Raw genomic sequence first — 16030 nt, 5'->3', positions numbered from 1 at the left:
AACCCAACAGTTCATTAGGTCAAACAGACATAAACAGGCAACAGCTCGCAACAAGGTGTGGTTTCGGTAGGGAACATCCGGGTAATATTCCAGCAAATACAGCGTTTTATATTGACTTGCCCACAAAAACCCACATAAAATCAAGTATTACCCTAAAGCGTTCTGTCAGCTCGCTGAAACCATGTCTTTCACGGCTCTCTGGCCACACAGAACGCAGACGAGAACACACAGATTTCCTCCCCACTAGCCCAAAGGAACACCGATTTATGTTCGCAGAAGAACGCCGTGCCGAAATTGCAAAGCTTGTTGCCTCCGCACGTCGTGTCAACGGCGCTGACCTTGCGCGTCGTTACGATGTGACCATGGAGACCGTGCGCCGCGACCTCGCCGCACTGGAAGAAGCAGGTAAGCTCCGCCGCGTCCACGGTGGCGCTGTCACCATTGAGCAGTCCACCTCCCTGGAGTCCTCCATCTCCTCCCGACAGGGCATGAACACCCCCGAGAAGCGCCGCATTGCCACCAAGGCATACCAGATGCTACGTGACTCCGAGGCTGGCTCTATCGTCCTGGATGCAGGTTCCACCATCGAAATTCTTGCCGACCACATTGGCGCCGAGAACTTCAGCCTCAAGACCGGTAACGACCGCATCATCATCACCCACGCGCTGCACATTGCAGTCAAGCTCGCCGAAGCCGAGGGTGTCACCCTTGAACTGGTTGGCGGCCAGCTGCGCAAGATGACCTGGGCTGCTGTTGGTGCACGCGCCGCAGAGCACTTTGGCACCATGCGCCCCGACATTGCGTTCATCGGTGCCAACGGCATCGAAGCGCACTTCGGCATCTCTACCCCCGGCATGAACGAAGCCATCGTCAAGACCGCAATTTGCAAGGCAGCCCGTCGCGTGGTCCTGCTCTGTGACTCCGCGAAGTTCGGTCAGGAATCCCTGGTCCGCTTCGCGGGATTTGAGGATATTGACACCCTCATTACTGATCGCGAGCCCGAAGGTGCCCTCCGTCAGGCGCTTGAGGCCGCAAACGTTGAGATTGTGATTGCCTAATGATTATTACTCTGACCGCAAACCCCAGCCTGGACCGCACCATTGAACTCGGTGCGCCCCTGGCACACGGTGCCGTGCAGCGTGCTGTTGGCGCTGTGCAGGACCCCGGCGGCAAGGGCGTGAATATTTCCCGCGCCCTGCAGGTCTCCGGCGTGCCGACCCTCGCCATTGTGCCCGGTGAGGCCACCGACCCGGTGCTGACCGCGCTTCAGGCTGTGGACGTCGAGTTCGCTAACCTGCCCACCGGTGAGCCGATCCGCTCGAACATCACCGTGGTTGACCCGGACGGTACCACCACCAAGCTGAACGCCCCCGGCACCGTTTTCGATGCTGAACTGCGTCAGAAGCTGGATGAGCTGGTGGTTGAGCGTTCCAAGGGTGTCGACTGGGTGGTTCTGGCTGGTTCGCTGCCTCCGGGCCTGGAGCCGACCTACTACTCCGAGCTGGTGGCGGCACTGCGCGCCTCCGGCTACGAGGGCAAGATCGCGATTGACACTTCTGAGGCGCCGCTGATTGCGACCGTCGCCGGTGAGCACAAGCCCACCCTGATTAAGCCCAACTCGGAGGAGCTGGCTCAGCTGACCGGTAGCGATAACTGGGAGGAGCTGGAGGCTAGCCCCGAGCTGACTGCCCGCACCGCCCAGAAGCTGCTCGGTGACGGTATCGAGTATGTGCTTGCCACTCTCGGCGGCGGCGGCGCGGTGCTGGTCACTGAGCAGGGTATCTGGCACGCTGTGCACGAGCCGATTCAGGTTCGTAGCACTGTGGGCGCCGGTGACTCGTCGCTGTCCGGTTTCTTGATTGCTCACACTCGCGGTGAGGATGCCCCCGGTTGCCTGGTTCAGGCGGTAGCTCACGGTTCGGCTGCTGCTGCTCTTCCGGGTACCCGTATGCCTTCGCTGGAGCAGACCACTCCTGAGAAGGTCACCGTTCGTCAGCTGCAGCTCTAATTTGAGCTGTTTGTGCACCTCCAGCTTTTATTCCCAAAGGGGAATATAAGCTGGGGTGCTGTGCATATACGCCCACACGCATATACGCACGCTGCGCACACGCACACAGGTTGCACACACCTTGAACTCATATAGGGGAGAGGCTCGGCACCGCTGAGCGAATCCCCGCCCCAACACATACCCGAGGAGGGAATATGTCTGATCTGATCACCGCAGATCTCGTCCTGTTGGACGAGAACCTCGGCGAGACCCGATTTGACGTAATTGCCAAGCTCGCCCAGGCAGTCGTAAATGCCGGACGCGCTACCGACTTCGAGCAGCTCTACGCGGCTGCCGAAGCACGTGAATCCAAGACCGACACCGGTATCCCCGGCGGTATTGCGATTCCTCACTGCCGTAGCGCTGCCGTGACCGAGCCGACCCTGGCAATGGCACGCCCCAACCCGGCAGTTTCCTTCGGTGCTAAGGACGGCCCCGCCGACCTGATTTTCTTCATCGCTGCACCCGATGGCGCTGACCAGGCACACCTGAAGCTGCTGTCCACCCTGGCACGCTCTCTGATGAAGAAGAGCTTCACCGCGTCCCTGCGCGAGGCCTCCTCGGCTGAAGAGATTGTTGAGCTGGTCAACGGTGCGCTCGGCGTAGGCGAGAAGAAGGCAGAGGCTAAGCCCGCTGAGGCTGCCGCTGCTGCCCCGGTTGCTGCTGAGAAGGAAGCCCCCGCCGCTTCTGCTCCCGTGAAGAAGCTTGTTGCTGTGACCGCATGCCCCACCGGTATTGCTCACACTTACATGGCTGCAGACGCCCTCAAGTACGCGGCTGAAGAGCTCGGTTACGACCTGAAGGTTGAGACCCAGGGCTCCTCGGGTAATGAGAAGCTGACCCAGGCTGATATTGATGCCGCAGACGCCGTGATTTTCGCGGTGTCCGTGAACGTGCGTGAGCGTAACCGCTTCGCGGGCAAGCCCTTCGTTGAGTCCCCCGTCAAGCGCGGTATTGACGAACCGAAGGAAATGATTGCGGAGGCTCTGGCTGAGGCTGAGAACCCGAACGGTGCGCGCGTTGCCGCTGCCGCATCCAGCGGTGAGGACAGCGCAGGCGCTACCGAAGGTGCATGGGGCTCGCGCATCTACAAGGCTGTGATGACCGGTATCTCCTACATGATTCCGTTCGTTGCCGCCGGCGGTATTCTGGTCGCCCTGGGCTTCGTTTTCGAGGCAATTACGGTGCCGAACCTTGGCGATGTGAACACCAAGGCGATTCTTGACTCGGCAACCCTGTTCAACCTCGGTGACGTGCACTGGACCCTGTACCTGGGTGCTGTTCTGCAGACCATCGGTGGTTTCGGTCTGAGCCTGATGGTTCCGGCTCTTGCCGCGTACATTGCGTACGGTTTGGCTCAGCGTCCCGGTATTGCTCCGGGCTTCATCGCCGGTTCGGTGGCTCTCGCTGTGAACGCGGGCTTCCTTGGCGGCATTGTTGGCGGTATTCTCGCCGGTCTGATTGCGTACGCTCTGGGCACCCTGAAGCTGCCCCGCTGGCTTGGCTCGATGATGCCCGTGGTCATCACCCCGCTGGTGACTTCTCTGGTTGCCGGCCTGGCAATGTACCTGCTGCTCGGTGCGCCCCTGGCTTGGGTTATGACCACCCTGCAGGATTGGCTGACCTCCATGTCTGGCGGTTCCGCTCTGCTGCTGGGTCTGATTCTGGGCGCGATGATGGCTTCTGACCTGGGTGGCCCCATCAACAAGGCGGCTTACCTCTTCGCAACCGCTGGCCTGTCCTCGGGTGCGACCGTGAACCAGGAAATCATGGCTGCCGTCATTATTTCCGGTATGGTTCCGCCGCTGGCTATGGCTCTGGCAACCACCCTGCGCCCCAAGCTGTTCAACGAGAACGAGCGTGAGAACGGTAAGGCTGCGTGGCTGCTGGGTGCATCCTTCATCTCTGAGGGTGCTATTCCCTTCGCCTCGGCTGACCCGGCTCGCGTGATTCCTTCGACCATTGTTGGTGGCGCTATCGCCGGTGCAATCTCCATGGGTGCGCACGTGGCTTCCCCGGCTCCGCACGGTGGTATTTGGATTATTGGTCTGGCGCAGAACCCGCTGATGTTCCTGGTGGCTGTTGTTGCCGGTACCGTTGTTTCGGCGCTGCTGTACGTGGTGCTGAAGTCCCTGGGTGCCCGTTCTAAGGCATCCGCATAAAGGCCGTATAACCTCACCTTCATTTGATCGTCTGTTTGCAGGCGCGAGCGTGAAAAAACACGTTACACTGTAGACAAACCACAGATAGGACATGAACTCTATGACTACCTACAAGGGCGTCGGCGTATACGCCGGCCGCGTTATTGGCCCCGTTCTTCAGATGCCTAAGCCCATCGAGGAACCCAAGGATGGTCTGCGTCTGAGCGGTGAGACCGCTGAGGCTGCAGCACAGCGCATCAAGGACGCATCGGTCCGTGTTAAGGAAGACCTGCTCGCTCGCGCAGAGAACGCAAGCCGTGACGGTAAGGCTGTCCTGAAGTCCACCTCTCAGATGGCTACCGACCGTGCACTCATCAAGAGCGCTATCAAGCTGGTTGAGACCCAGGAGATGGCTCCCGAGCGCGCAATCTGGGAGGCTGCAACCTCCTTCGCAGACCAGATGGCTGCCCTGGGCGGCTACATGGCTGAGCGCGTCACCGACATCCACGACGTGCGTGCCCGCATCGTTGCTGAGCTGACCGGCCAGCAGGCTCCCGGCATCCCCGTCTCTGACGAGCCCTTCATCCTGGCTGCTATTGACCTGGCACCGGCTGATACCGCAACCCTGGACCCCGAGAAGGTTATCGCCCTGATTACCTCTGACGGTGGCCCCCAGGCGCACACCGCTATTCTGGCTCGCGGCCTGGGCCTGCCCGCTATTGTGGCGGCTAAGGGCGTGACCGATATTGCTGACGGCACCATCGTCTACGTGGACTCCAACGAGGGCATCGTTGACACCGAGCCCACCGACGCTGACCGCGAGGCAGCTATCAAGTACGCAAACCGCAAGCCCGTCGCTGACTTCGACGGCAAGGGTGTGCTGGCTGACGGCACCCGCGTTGAGCTGTACGCAAACGTTGGTGACGGCAAGTCCGCTGAGAAGGCTGCAAGCCTGAAGGCTGAGGGTGTTGGCCTGCTCCGCACCGAGTTCGGCTTCCTGGGCCACGACGCTGAGCCTTCCATCGAGACTCAGGCTAAGACCTACAAGTCCGTGTTTGACGCATTCCCCGGCAAGCACATCGTGGTTCGTACCCTGGACGCTGGCGCTGACAAGCCCCTGCCGTTCCTGAACGTGAACCCCGAGGAGAACCCCGCACTGGGTGTTCGCGGTTTCCGTACCGACTGGACCGTTCCGGGCGTTCTGACCCGCCAGCTGGAGGCTATTAAGGCTGCTTCGGAGAACTCTGACGCTGACATCTGGGTTATGGCTCCGATGATTTCGACCACCTCCGAGGCACGCAACTTTGCGAACATGCTCAAGGAGATCGGCCTGCCCGTTCACGGTGTGATGGTTGAGACCCCCGCAGCTGTGATGAACGCTGAGGCTATCCTGGGCGAGGTTGACTTCGTGTCCATCGGCACCAACGATCTGACCCAGTACACCATGGCAGCTGACCGTCTGCTGGGCGACCTGGCGCACCTGAACAACCCCTGGCAGCCTGCAGTGCTGAAGATGATCAAGATGACCGTTGAGGGTGCTCAGCGTGCATCGGTCACCGCGGGTAAGAAGAAGTACGTGAGCGTCTGTGGTGAGGCTGCTGCTGACCCGGCTCTGGCTGTTGTTCTGATTGGTCTGGGCGTTGACACCCTGTCCATGAACGCTGGCGCTATCCCCGCTGTGGCTGCGGTTCTGAAGTCCGTGACTAAGGAGAAGGCACAGCAGATTGCGGCTATCGCCCTGCAGCAGATTTCTTCTGCTGAGGCGAAGGAGAGCGCACGCAAGGCTCTGCCGATTCTGGACGAGCTGGGCCTCTAAGCCTTAAAACGATTCCGGTGCTGTCTGCTGCCCCTCAACGGGGTGCGGCGGCGGTGCCCGGGTCCATAAAAATGTCGGGTGCGGAGTTTTATTTCTGCATCCGGCATTTTTTGTACTTGTTAGCGTATGGCTGAACGGTACAATTTATAGAGTAAGGGCGGGTCCTGAAGCGCCCCGTTCATTTAGAATAGGTACTGATATATTTTCGGTTCCTTGATCAAAGGAGAAACATAATGGCAGAGCGCGAAGCCACTATTGCAAGCCGTGTTGGCCTGCACGCACGTCCGGCAGCTATCTTCGCTGAGGCAGCTGGCGACCTCCCCGTTGAGGTGACCATCGCTGCTAAGGGTGAGCCCGCAGATGAGGCTATGGACGCTGCATCGATTCTGTCCCTGATGTCCCTGGGTGCAAAGCACGGCGACGTTGTTGTCCTGCGCGCTGAGGGTGAAGGTGCTGAAGAGGCTCTGGACTCGCTGGTTAAGATCCTCGAGACCGACCACGACGCTGAGTAATTGACTTTCGCCTCTGAGGTGGCCCCGAGCGGTGCGCTTCAGATGCTGTGAAGGCTACAGCCTTAAAGCGTGAATATCCCGTCACTTCGGTGGCGGGATATTTTTTGTTATGAATAATTCATGTTTTATTGGGCTGTGAATGGGGGTGCGAGGGGGATATTTCTCTGCTAAATCTTAATGTATATATAACCTTTATTTTTTCTCGAAAATAGCTCTAGAAATATATCCCCAAATATCTTCTGTACAGTAGCGCCCCGGATTTCTCTGCATATCGATGAAGATATTTGCTGTTGGTTCCGCAGCGCGCTTTTTGCGTGCAAAACCACCGGTCAGAAAAGTGATATTTCTGCGTCCCAGTGCTACCGCAGAATCATGCCCTTGTTAGACTAAAAAGGCACTGTCTATCTGGGAGGGACATTGGCAGAATCGAGGAACACCCCCGCGGAATCCAAACCGCGGGAAGCTTCGCATGCAGGCGAGGCAAATACTGCCGCAACGGAAGGAAGCGAGCAGAATACTACCGCGGGCTACATTGCCGGTAAACGCGGTTTTCCCCTGGTTTCACTAGACCAGGTCACCGACGAAAAATTGCGCCGGGTGCTGGCGCAGCAGACCGCCTCCGTGAACAATCAGGAAGGTACCGTCGCCGCTGAAGCTGTCAGCGAGGTACTGCAGGAAGCCGTAGCGGATATGGGCATCACCGTGCAGGAGGTAGAGCCCGCCAGCGACCCCGAGCCGATCCCTAACGGCCACGGCGCGCGTACCGTCATTGACCCCTCCCTCGTACCTGACGACGACCTAGACGCATACCGCGAGGAACCGAACCCCGTCACCTCCAGCAACCTGGTGACTGAGGCGGCGCTGACCCGCCCCTCCCAGCCGGTGCCCATGACCGGCATGATTCCGCAGGTGCCCAACTCTCACGCAGCCCGACGATACGGTGCGGATCCTACCGCTACACCGAAGACCGGGCCCGTTTCGATGCCCACCACCTCCGTGCCGCTGGTCGATGGAGGCTCTCGTGGCCTCTCAGGGCGCGGTAGCGGCGGCCGCTGGGGTTCGCGTCGCCTCCGCTCTTTTGTGCGCACTGAGGAGGCGGCACCCACCGCCCCGCGCGGTGCCCAGCGTATTGCTCAGCGCCAGTTTGTGCCGATGATTCGTACTGAGGAGCATGAGCGTCGTGAAGCGTTCCGCCGCGAGAAGGAGTACGCTCGCGATACGCTGAACTTCACCCTGCGTCTGGCGGAGGCGATGTTCCACTACGGCGCGGACGCTATGGACGTGGACTCGGCGATTATCGCGGTCTCTTCGGCGTACGGGCTGGACTCGGTGGAAGTCGATATTACGAACCAGTCGGTGACCATCAACTACACCTCGGACCCCGATATTTACATGGAGTCCCGCATCGCCAAGCGTAACGCGAACGCTGATGAGCGCTTTACGCACACCCTGGTGCGTGTGGTGCGGTCCTCAACGGAAAACTACGAGGCGCTCTCTGAGGTGTACGGCCTAATCTACAAGATCACGCGCGGCGGCATGACCCTGGAAATGGCTGACCTGAAGCTGAACCAGATTACGCACCGCCCCAAGCCGTTCCCGCCTTTGGTGGTGTGGCTGGCGAACCTGGTGTGTGCCGGAACCCTGACGGCGGCGCTGGGCGCGAGCTTTGCGACGGCGTTGAGCGCGGCGATTATCTTTATTCCCGTGTACCTGCTGATTCAGTGGCTGAGTTCGATTGGTATTCCGGCGTTCTTCCGCATGGCGGCCAGTGCGGGTCTGATGACCTTCTTGGCGATTTGGCTGGGCGGCGAAGGGTCGATTCTGTCGGTTCTTCAGCGCCAGGGGGAGGCTATTTCTGCGCCCCTGGTGGTGGCTGCGGGCATGATTATGTTCTTGCCGACTCCGCGTCTGGTGGGTGCCGTGCAGGATGCGATTAACGGCTTCCCGGTGACGGCTGCGGGTCGTTTCGTGTCCACGGGCATGAGCTTCTTGGGCCTGGTGGTTGGCATTGCGACCGCGGTGAGCGCGATTAATATTTTCAACGGCCCGACCCTGGATATTGAGCAGCTGCGTTTTGAGCCGACGACCCCGCTGGTGGCGTCGTTCTTCTTCCTGGTGGCGATTGCGACCTTTGCGATTACCCTGCAGACGAAGCTGGTGAAGGTCGGTTGGCTGATGCTGATTACGGGCTGCGGACTGGCGGCGTATTACAGCTATGAGCTGCTTGCCGGCCCGAGTACGGGTCGCGGTCCGACGGCGTGTGCGGCGGTTGTGATTGGTGCGTTGAGCACGTATTTTGCGTACCGTCTGCATGTGCCTCAGGCGATTTTCTCGATTCCTGCGATTACGTTCTTGCTGCCGGGTCTGTCGTTCTTCCGCGGCATGTACCTGCTGACGGTTGAGACGGACGTGATTCTGGGTATGCAGAATATGATTACGGCGGTTTCGATTGTGGTGGCGATGGCTTCGGGTGTTGCGTTGGGTAATTACACGATGCAGTATGCGCTGCAGCATTTTACGACTCCGCGGAATGTGGAACCGGCGGAGTCTTAGTCTTCTTTTCAAGGGTATATAGCCAATATCGCATATATTTTATGCAGGTAAGGGGCGGTAGCTTACGAGTTCAACTCGCAAGCTACCGCCCCTTCGCTATGCCCTTGTACTGGGTCTAGCGCAGGCTCTTGTGCCCTGCCTAGTAGAGCGTCAGCCTAGCGCACTGTCAGCCTAGCGCACCGTCCAGTCCACCGGCTCTGCGCCCTGCTGCACCAGCAGAGAATTCACGGTTGAGAACGGACGCGAACCAAAGAAACCACGATGCGCAGACAGCGGCGAAGGATGCGCCGACTCCACGCTCGGGTACGGCTGTAGCATGGGTGCGCACTTGCGTGCATCCGCACCCCACAGCAGACCGACCAGTGGCTGGTTACGAGCCACCAGGGCACGAATAGCGCATTCGGTAATCTCCTCCCAGCCCTTGCCGCGATGCGAGCCCGCATCGGACTCACGCACGGTCAGAACCCTGTTGAGCAGCATGACACCCTCATCAGCCCAGCAGGACAGGTCGCCATGATCAGCCGGGGCGATACCCAAATCGTCCTCAAGTTCCTTGTAAATATTGTTCAGTGAACGAGGCAGAGGCATACCACGGTGTACCGAAAACGACAGGCCCATCGCATTGCCGGGGGTAGGGTAGGGGTCCTGACCAATAATGAGGACCTTCACCTGGCTCATGGGGCGGCGGAACGCATTGAAAATATCGGCGGCAGGCGGGAACGTACGGTAACCCGCCGCGTGCTCCTCACGCAGGAAATCACCCATGGCGTGAATCTGCTCTTCGACCGGGGCGAGGGCTGCTGCCCAATCCTCGCTCATAATGCTGCTGAGGGGCTGGTTCATGAATCTCCTCGGAATATCCTCGGGCTGATGCGGCTTCGGCGGTCACGGTGCCGGGCGCGCTACGGTTACTTCTCTTCTAGACTGAAGTTCTCTTCTAGACTAGGGGATGACGAATATGCACGCTAGGAGACGCCAGCCGCGGCAGGCGAGCTACAGACAGAACGAGGAGGCAACGTGCTAGAACAGGAACGCGCTGAAACCGCTGAAACCCAAGCGGAGGCGGAGGCTCAGACAGAGACCCAGCCGGAAGCAGAGCCCCAGCCCGGCGGCCTGACCCCGGTCGAGCGGCGCATCCTTGAGGTGGAACGCCGCCGCTTCAAGCACCAGGGCTCCAAAGAGAAGGCAATTATTGCCGCAGGGTTCACCCCGATTGCCTACTACCAGTGCTTGAACGTCATGCTGGACGATGAGCGGGTGCGTGCCGCAGCGCCGCAGATTATTGACGTTCTGCGTGCCCGACGAGACGCTGACTAGGGGTCCAATCGGGGGAGCTGTACGAGCTCTCCAACTCCCGCTTTCAACCCCGCACACCTCAGGCTCAGGTAGAGATTGAACACTGTGCGGTGTCCGTCTCTTTCACAGCCGGTTGCGGGGCGTTCACATTGGTTCTCGCTAGTTGAGACGGTACTCTAGGTACTAGAACACCAAGACCGCACCTTCCGCAGCCACGCCCGCGCGTTAGGCAGGGCGGTACGGTACCAGCCGGTAAACAGAGACCCGTGAAATGAGGATAAATGAGCTACCCCCGCGACGAATTTGACGAGGTAGACGAAAACACCGCCCGCCGCGGAACCTACCGCGCGGTCAACGCTGACCCGGCAAAGAGCCCCAAGGGCGCCATCCCCCTGGTAGCTGCAGGCGTAGTTGGTCTGCTCATCGGCGGCGCAATGTACGTGTACGCGCCGCGCACCGCCTCCCCGCAGTATTCGGCGTCCACTGCGAAGAGCAGCTCCGCGCCCGCAAGCGCGTCGGCGTCCTCTGCGCCGGCTAAGGCTTCCGCCTCGGCAAGTGCTACGAAGACCGGTCTGGCTGAGTCCATCTCTGTGGCGGTCTACAATGCGGCGGCTCCGGCGGGTAGTGCATCCCGTGCGGCGGCTCTGCTGACCGGCTACACCATCAACGAGACGGCAAACTACACGGGTGTGGCACCGGCAACCAGCGTGGTCTACTACGCTGAGGGCTACCAGTCGCAGGCGCAGAGCATCGCCTCGAAGCTGGACATTTCGCAGGTGCGCCAGGCGACCGCCAACGTTGAGATGGGTAACCACGAGGTCATCGTGATTCTGTCGTCGGATTACACCGGCTAAGGTCTAGCGCGCATTGCTTCTGTAATTACAAGTTTTCATTAACCCCATCCGCGCAATTCCACTAATGCGCCGGGTGGGGTTGATGCTTTTAACACCCCTCCCGCACTCCCGGCGGGCACACCGGTAACGCCCCTTTTGACGGGGTTGATGAGCGCAGATTAAGCACTGGGCGATTAACCCTTCAACCTTGGGCTTAAACGTTTGCTCCATGCCGGTGCGGGTGCCACAATTGATGTAGCGTTCGGGTGTTTTATGCCCTACTCTGCCCGCGCCTCCGTAACGGGGGCGTTATGGAGGGGCAGCCACCCGATTTTAGATGTACCGCACCCGCAGGGGTGAAGGAAAAAATCCGATCGTCCAGGAGGACACTTATGGCAAAGCTCATTGCTTTTGACGAAGAGGCACGCCGCGGCCTTGAGCGCGGTTTGAACACCCTCGCCGATGCAGTGAAGGTGACCCTCGGCCCCCGCGGCCGCAACGTTGTGCTGGAGAAGGCGTGGGGCGCCCCCACCATCACCAACGACGGTGTCTCGATCGCGAAGGAAATCGAGCTGGAGGATCCGTACGAGAAGATTGGTGCGGAGCTCGTCAAGGAAGTTGCTAAGAAGACTGACGACATCGCAGGTGACGGTACCACCACCGCTACCGTTCTGGCTCAGGCACTGGTCCGCGAGGGCCTGCGCAACGTGGCTGCTGGCGCTGACCCGCTGAGCCTCAAGCGCGGCATTGAGAAGGCCGTCGAGGCCGTGACCGAGGCTCTGCTCTCCTCCGCGAAGGAAGTTGAGACCGAGGAAGAGATCGCTGCAACCGCGTCTATTTCCGCTGGCGACGCTGAGATCGGCAAGCTCATTGCTGAGGCAATGGAGAAGGTCGGCAAGGAAGGCGTCATCACCGTTGAGGACTCCAACACTTTCGGTCTGCACCTCGAACTGACTGAGGGTATGCGCTTCGACAAGGGCTTCCTGTCCGGTTACTTTGTGACCGACCCGGAGCGTCAGGAAGCAGTCCTGGAGGACCCCTACATCCTGGTTGTGAACCAGAAGATTTCGAACGTTAAGGACCTCGTCCCCGTCCTGGAGAAGGTCATGCAGTCCGGCAAGCCGCTGCTGATCGTTGCTGAGGACGTTGAGGGTGAGGCTCTGGCTCTGCTGGTGCTGAACAAGATGCGCGGCTCCATCAAGTCTGTTGCTGTGAAGGCTCCGGGCTTCGGTGACCGCCGTAAGGCTCAGATGGCCGATATCGCCATCCTGACCGGTGGCCAGGTCATTACCGAAGAGGTTGGCCTGTCCCTGGACGCAGCAACCCTGGACATGCTCGGTTCCGCTCGCAAGGTCGTTGTGACCAAGGACGAGACCACCATCATCGAGGGTGCAGGCGACGCAGCGGCTATCGAGGGTCGCGTGGCTCAGATTCGCGCAGAGATCGCTAACTCTGACTCTGACTACGACCGTGAGAAGCTGCAGGAGCGCCTGGCTAAGCTCGCCGGTGGTGTTGCTGTGCTGAAGGCTGGTGCCGCAACCGAGGTTGAGCTGAAGGAACGCAAGCACCGCATTGAGGATGCTGTGCGTAACGCTAAGGCTGCTGTTGAGGAGGGTATCGTCCCCGGTGGTGGCGTTGCTCTGATTCAGGCTGGCGTGAAGGTCTTCGACAAGCTGGAGCTGACCGGCGACGAGGCGACCGGCGCGAACATTGTGCGCGTGGCTATTGACGCACCGCTGAAGCAGATCGCTGCTAACGCTGGCCTGGAGCCGGGCGTTGTGGTTGACCGCGTTCGTTCCCTGCCTGCTGGTACCGGCCTGAACGCTGCGACCGGCGAGTACGAGGACCTGATGGCTGCTGGTATTGCTGACCCGGTGAAGGTGACCCGTTCGGCTCTGCAGAACGCTGCGTCTATTGCTGGTCTGTTCCTGACCACTGAGGCTGTTGTTGCGAACAAGCCGGAGCCCGCTGGTGCGGCTGCTCCCGGTGCGGACGCAATGGGCGGAATGATGTAATAACTTTTTGTCCCTGATGGGGCAAAAAGTTATGGAATCCGTGGCGCGCGAAGCGTGACACGGTGGTGACCTAACGCTGGTACTCAAACCGGCGCAGGTCTACGCATCCGTATGAGGCGGGGCGGCTACCCATGATGGGTGGCTGCCCCCGCTTTTTCTGTGCCTGTTTCTGGTGCCCGCGCATCCTGTCCCGGCGATGGAGGCGGTAAAATGGTTCCCCTATGGAATGTTCCTATTTTCGTGATGACCTCTGCTCTTCCTGCCCCAGCATTGAGACCGCCTACACCGTGCAGGTGCAGGCGAAGCAGGAGCATGCCCGCGCCCTGCTTGCCGCGTACCCGCAGTTGCAGTGGCTGGACCCGGTGACCAGCGCGGAGGCGGGCTTCCGCAACAAGGCGAAGCTCGTGGTGGGCGGTTCGGCGAAGAATCCGACCCTCGGCATCGTGGAATACCGTACGGGCGCCTCCACTGATCTTGGAGAATGCCCGCTCTATATGGAGCCGATTCAGGCGGCTATTCCGGTGCTGCATGAGCTGATTCAGCGCGCGGACCTGACCCCCTATGACATTCCGAATCGTCGCGGTGAGTTGAAGAATATTCTGGTGACTGCTTCGGCGGCGGGTGAGCTGATGGTGCGTTTTGTGTTGCGTTCGAAGAAGCTACTCGTGCCGATTCGCCGTCAGATGGCCTGGCTACAGGAGCGGCTGCCGAACCTGGCGGTGCTGTCGGTGAACCTGCTGCGTGAACCGGTGGCGCGTGTTGAGGGTGATGAGGAGATTATCCTTTCGGAGCGTCAGACCCTGCCGATGCAGGTGAACGACCTGACCCTGCATCTGCGTCCGCAGAGCTTCTTCCAGACGAACACGAAGGTCGCGGAGGCGATGTACGCGCAGGGCCGTGAGTGGGTGCGTGAGGTGGCTCCGCGCTCGCTGTGGGACCTGTACTGTGGCGTGGGTGGTTTTGCTCTGCATGCCGCTTCGGTGATGGGCGGCGGCTCGGTGACGGGCATTGAGATTAGTGCGGAGGCGGTCGCTTCGGCGCAGCGCACGGTGGCCGAGTACGGTTTGGAGGGCGTGGACTTTTCGGCGCAGGACGCGCCGGAGTTCGCGGTGTCTTCGGGCACGGTGCCGCAGATGCTGGTGGTGAACCCGCCGCGTCGCGGTATTGGTGAGAGCCTGTGCGCGTGGATTGAGGGTTCGGGTATTGACCGCGTGGTGTATTCGAGCTGTAACGCGGTGACTCTGGCGAAGGACCTGGCGCGCATGCCGTCGTATGCGCCGGTGCAGGGCCGTGTGCTGGATATGTTCCCGCATACGGACCACTATGAGGTCATGGTGTTGCTGCAGAGGCAGTAGGATTTTTTACTGTGGAATATTAAATATCTTAAGAATCGGTATTCTGAGTTTCGGAGTGACTTAAATATATGTTATTTTCTAAAATTGCTAGGCAAATAATTGCCCTGATTCCATTTGTTGCTATTGCGATAATTTTGCCCCTCAAAGATGTCAGGAAATTTTTCTCTGGGGTAGAGGCTCAGGGGGGCTTGGCAAGCATTCTAGAATTCGCTATCTATTATCTAATAATATTAATTATATACTTATTATTGTATGAAATTATCCTGAGGAAATTGTGGTTATCTACTTCTTTAAAGTTGGAAGATATAGGTGAGCGCTCGGTATACAATGAGAATATAGGTCGTGCCCTCCTTATGGTGCGATTTAATTACCTGGTGACCAGGGTTTACAGATTTCTAAATTTGGGGCAGGTGACATACGGGTATCCAAATGAAAATATGGTTTGGAAAGGTTTAAATAAGGCACCATTCTTGCATGCTATATTTGCAATATTTAAATTTCTAATTAGTGTCCCTGTGGTCGTTTCTTTCGCTCTTTCTTGTATCTCGTTGCGTATTTTTAGTTTTTCTAATCTGTCGGTGGATAGGATTCAAGACTTGATGCTTCAATTATTGAACATTAGGGTTGACATCGTGGATTTAGTCTCGAAGTTGCCGCTGGTTGCTACGTTGCTAGCCTTGGTGCCAACAGTCTTCTTCTTCTATTTTTATAGTCAGAAACGCGACGTTCGAAAGATTATTGATAAAGAAAGAAATAAGCATCTAGAAGAATCAGTATTGTTGTATGAAAAATTGATGCTGTGGATTGATAAAAATTTGTACGACATATCAAATAATTATGATTATGTTGTGGGGGTTCAGAATTCAATTGTCTCAATGAGGATGGAGAAACGGGTTCCTAACTACTTTTCACTGGTATATGTCCCTATTTATGGAATGAATAAAATTAATAATTTTCAATTTATTGAGCTGTCTGAGGCTGATGATTTTACTCGAATTGTCAATGAATTATTAAGTGATAAATTGCGCAGATATTCTAGGATGCTTGCTCGTAGGGATTACAATCTGTTGGAGCTCTATTGGAACCTGTTGTCGCTAAAGGATTCCAAGAAAGTTCATTGGTCATTTTATACGCGTTCTGGAGTTGAAGATTATATATCTGCGATGACTGAATTGCCGCATGATATTAATAAAGAAATGTTTGAAGAGGAGCGTAAACATGAGTCCTCTATCTTGGCTAATGACATATATAAAAAGCTTGAACTGTTGTACTCGTTAAAGCGTGGAAGCGATGCCCTTAGGAAGTATCTTTACTCGTCAAGAACCGAGAAGGTTCTTGTAAGGGTTCTTCAAAAGGAAAAGTAACGAGATATCTGACCTCAGGTGGAAAAGTCGTTCAAATATAGCCTGGCCTTTTAGAGGGGTTACGTAAAAAGAGCGGTGGCGCCTCGGAAATAATCATC

12 protein-coding genes are annotated in these 16030 nt (G+C 58.0%); 11 read left to right on the top strand and 1 reads right to left on the bottom strand.

What is annotated here, in order from left to right; all coding sequences use genetic code 11:
- Positions 1-266: 266 nt before the first annotated feature.
- The 6 genes from QZ822_RS01970 to QZ822_RS01945 all read left to right on the top strand — a co-directional run bounded on the left by QZ822_RS01970 (position 267) and on the right by QZ822_RS01945 (position 9069).
- Complete coding sequence (locus QZ822_RS01970; RefSeq protein WP_049357323.1) at positions 267-1058, top strand: DeoR/GlpR family DNA-binding transcription regulator; 792 nt, start codon at positions 267-269, stop codon at positions 1056-1058.
- Positions 1058-2008, top strand: coding sequence for a 1-phosphofructokinase family hexose kinase (locus tag QZ822_RS01965; RefSeq protein ID WP_294642186.1), 951 nt, complete (start codon positions 1058-1060; stop codon positions 2006-2008). Before QZ822_RS01970 ends, QZ822_RS01965 begins: the two co-directional genes overlap by 1 nt.
- Before the next feature lie 194 nt (positions 2009-2202).
- Positions 2203-4209, top strand: a complete 2007-nt coding sequence (locus QZ822_RS01960; protein WP_294642184.1) for a fructose-specific PTS transporter subunit EIIC — start codon at positions 2203-2205, stop codon at positions 4207-4209.
- 100 nt (positions 4210-4309) lie between these two features.
- The gene (ptsP, locus tag QZ822_RS01955) at positions 4310-6004 is read left to right on the top strand and encodes a phosphoenolpyruvate--protein phosphotransferase (protein ID WP_294642183.1); all 1695 of its coding nucleotides are present in this window, start codon (positions 4310-4312) and stop codon (positions 6002-6004) included.
- Between the two features lie 233 nt (positions 6005-6237).
- On the top strand, positions 6238-6516 hold the full coding sequence (locus QZ822_RS01950) for an HPr family phosphocarrier protein (protein ID WP_005504506.1): 279 nt from the start codon (positions 6238-6240) through the stop codon (positions 6514-6516).
- Between the two features lie 417 nt (positions 6517-6933).
- Entirely contained in the window at positions 6934-9069 is a 2136-nt protein-coding gene (locus QZ822_RS01945; RefSeq protein WP_294642181.1) for a threonine/serine exporter ThrE family protein, read from the top strand.
- A gap of 171 nt (positions 9070-9240) precedes the next feature.
- Here QZ822_RS01945 and QZ822_RS01940 read toward each other — a convergent pair whose 3' ends face one another.
- Positions 9241-9912, bottom strand: coding sequence for a uracil-DNA glycosylase (locus QZ822_RS01940; RefSeq protein WP_294642179.1), 672 nt, complete (start codon positions 9910-9912; stop codon positions 9241-9243).
- A 174-nt stretch (positions 9913-10086) separates the two neighbouring features.
- On the opposite strand from QZ822_RS01940, the gene QZ822_RS01935 reads away from it, so the two are divergent.
- The 5 genes from QZ822_RS01935 to QZ822_RS01915 all read left to right on the top strand — a co-directional run bounded on the left by QZ822_RS01935 (position 10087) and on the right by QZ822_RS01915 (position 15932).
- Positions 10087-10386 (top strand): DUF3263 domain-containing protein, encoded by a 300-nt coding sequence (locus QZ822_RS01935; protein ID WP_294642177.1) that lies wholly within the window; start codon positions 10087-10089, stop codon positions 10384-10386.
- Positions 10387-10646: 260 nt separating this feature from the next.
- Positions 10647-11219 carry a LytR C-terminal domain-containing protein gene (locus QZ822_RS01930; protein WP_005504511.1) on the top strand — a complete coding sequence of 191 codons (573 nt, stop codon included), beginning with the start codon at positions 10647-10649 and terminating at the stop codon, positions 11217-11219.
- Positions 11220-11590: 371 nt separating this feature from the next.
- Entirely contained in the window at positions 11591-13213 is a 1623-nt protein-coding gene (gene groL, locus QZ822_RS01925) for a chaperonin GroEL (RefSeq protein ID WP_049346117.1), read from the top strand.
- A gap of 221 nt (positions 13214-13434) precedes the next feature.
- On the top strand, positions 13435-14568 hold the full coding sequence (gene rlmC / locus QZ822_RS01920; RefSeq protein ID WP_294642174.1) for a 23S rRNA (uracil(747)-C(5))-methyltransferase RlmC: 1134 nt from the start codon (positions 13435-13437) through the stop codon (positions 14566-14568).
- Between the two features lie 68 nt (positions 14569-14636).
- Complete coding sequence (locus QZ822_RS01915) at positions 14637-15932, top strand: hypothetical protein (RefSeq protein WP_294642172.1); 1296 nt, start codon at positions 14637-14639, stop codon at positions 15930-15932.
- Positions 15933-16030 lie beyond the last annotated feature (98 nt).

The organism is uncultured Rothia sp., from assembly GCF_916715725.1.
In the GTDB taxonomy this organism is placed as follows: Bacteria; Actinomycetota; Actinomycetes; order Actinomycetales; family Micrococcaceae; genus Rothia.
The sequence above is the reverse complement of the archived record's forward strand: the minus strand, read 5'-3'. Positions and strand labels throughout refer to the sequence as shown.

Bases quoted from the DNA above. Each gene is read 5' to 3' on its own strand.
- QZ822_RS01965 (WP_294642186.1), top strand. From the start codon at position 1,058: ATGATTATTACTCTGACCGCAAACCCCAGCCTGGACCGCACCATTGAA.
- QZ822_RS01915 (WP_294642172.1), top strand. From the start codon at position 14,637: ATGTTATTTTCTAAAATTGCTAGGCAAATAATTGCCCTGATTCCATTT.
- rlmC (WP_294642174.1), top strand. From the start codon at position 13,435: ATGGAATGTTCCTATTTTCGTGATGACCTCTGCTCTTCCTGCCCCAGC.
- QZ822_RS01940 (WP_294642179.1), bottom strand. From the start codon at position 9,912: ATGAACCAGCCCCTCAGCAGCATTATGAGCGAGGATTGGGCAGCAGCC.
- QZ822_RS01950 (WP_005504506.1), top strand. From the start codon at position 6,238: ATGGCAGAGCGCGAAGCCACTATTGCAAGCCGTGTTGGCCTGCACGCA.
- QZ822_RS01970 (WP_049357323.1), top strand. From the start codon at position 267: ATGTTCGCAGAAGAACGCCGTGCCGAAATTGCAAAGCTTGTTGCCTCC.
- QZ822_RS01960 (WP_294642184.1), top strand. From the start codon at position 2,203: ATGTCTGATCTGATCACCGCAGATCTCGTCCTGTTGGACGAGAACCTC.
- groL (WP_049346117.1), top strand. From the start codon at position 11,591: ATGGCAAAGCTCATTGCTTTTGACGAAGAGGCACGCCGCGGCCTTGAG.
- QZ822_RS01930 (WP_005504511.1), top strand. From the start codon at position 10,647: ATGAGCTACCCCCGCGACGAATTTGACGAGGTAGACGAAAACACCGCC.
- ptsP (WP_294642183.1), top strand. From the start codon at position 4,310: ATGACTACCTACAAGGGCGTCGGCGTATACGCCGGCCGCGTTATTGGC.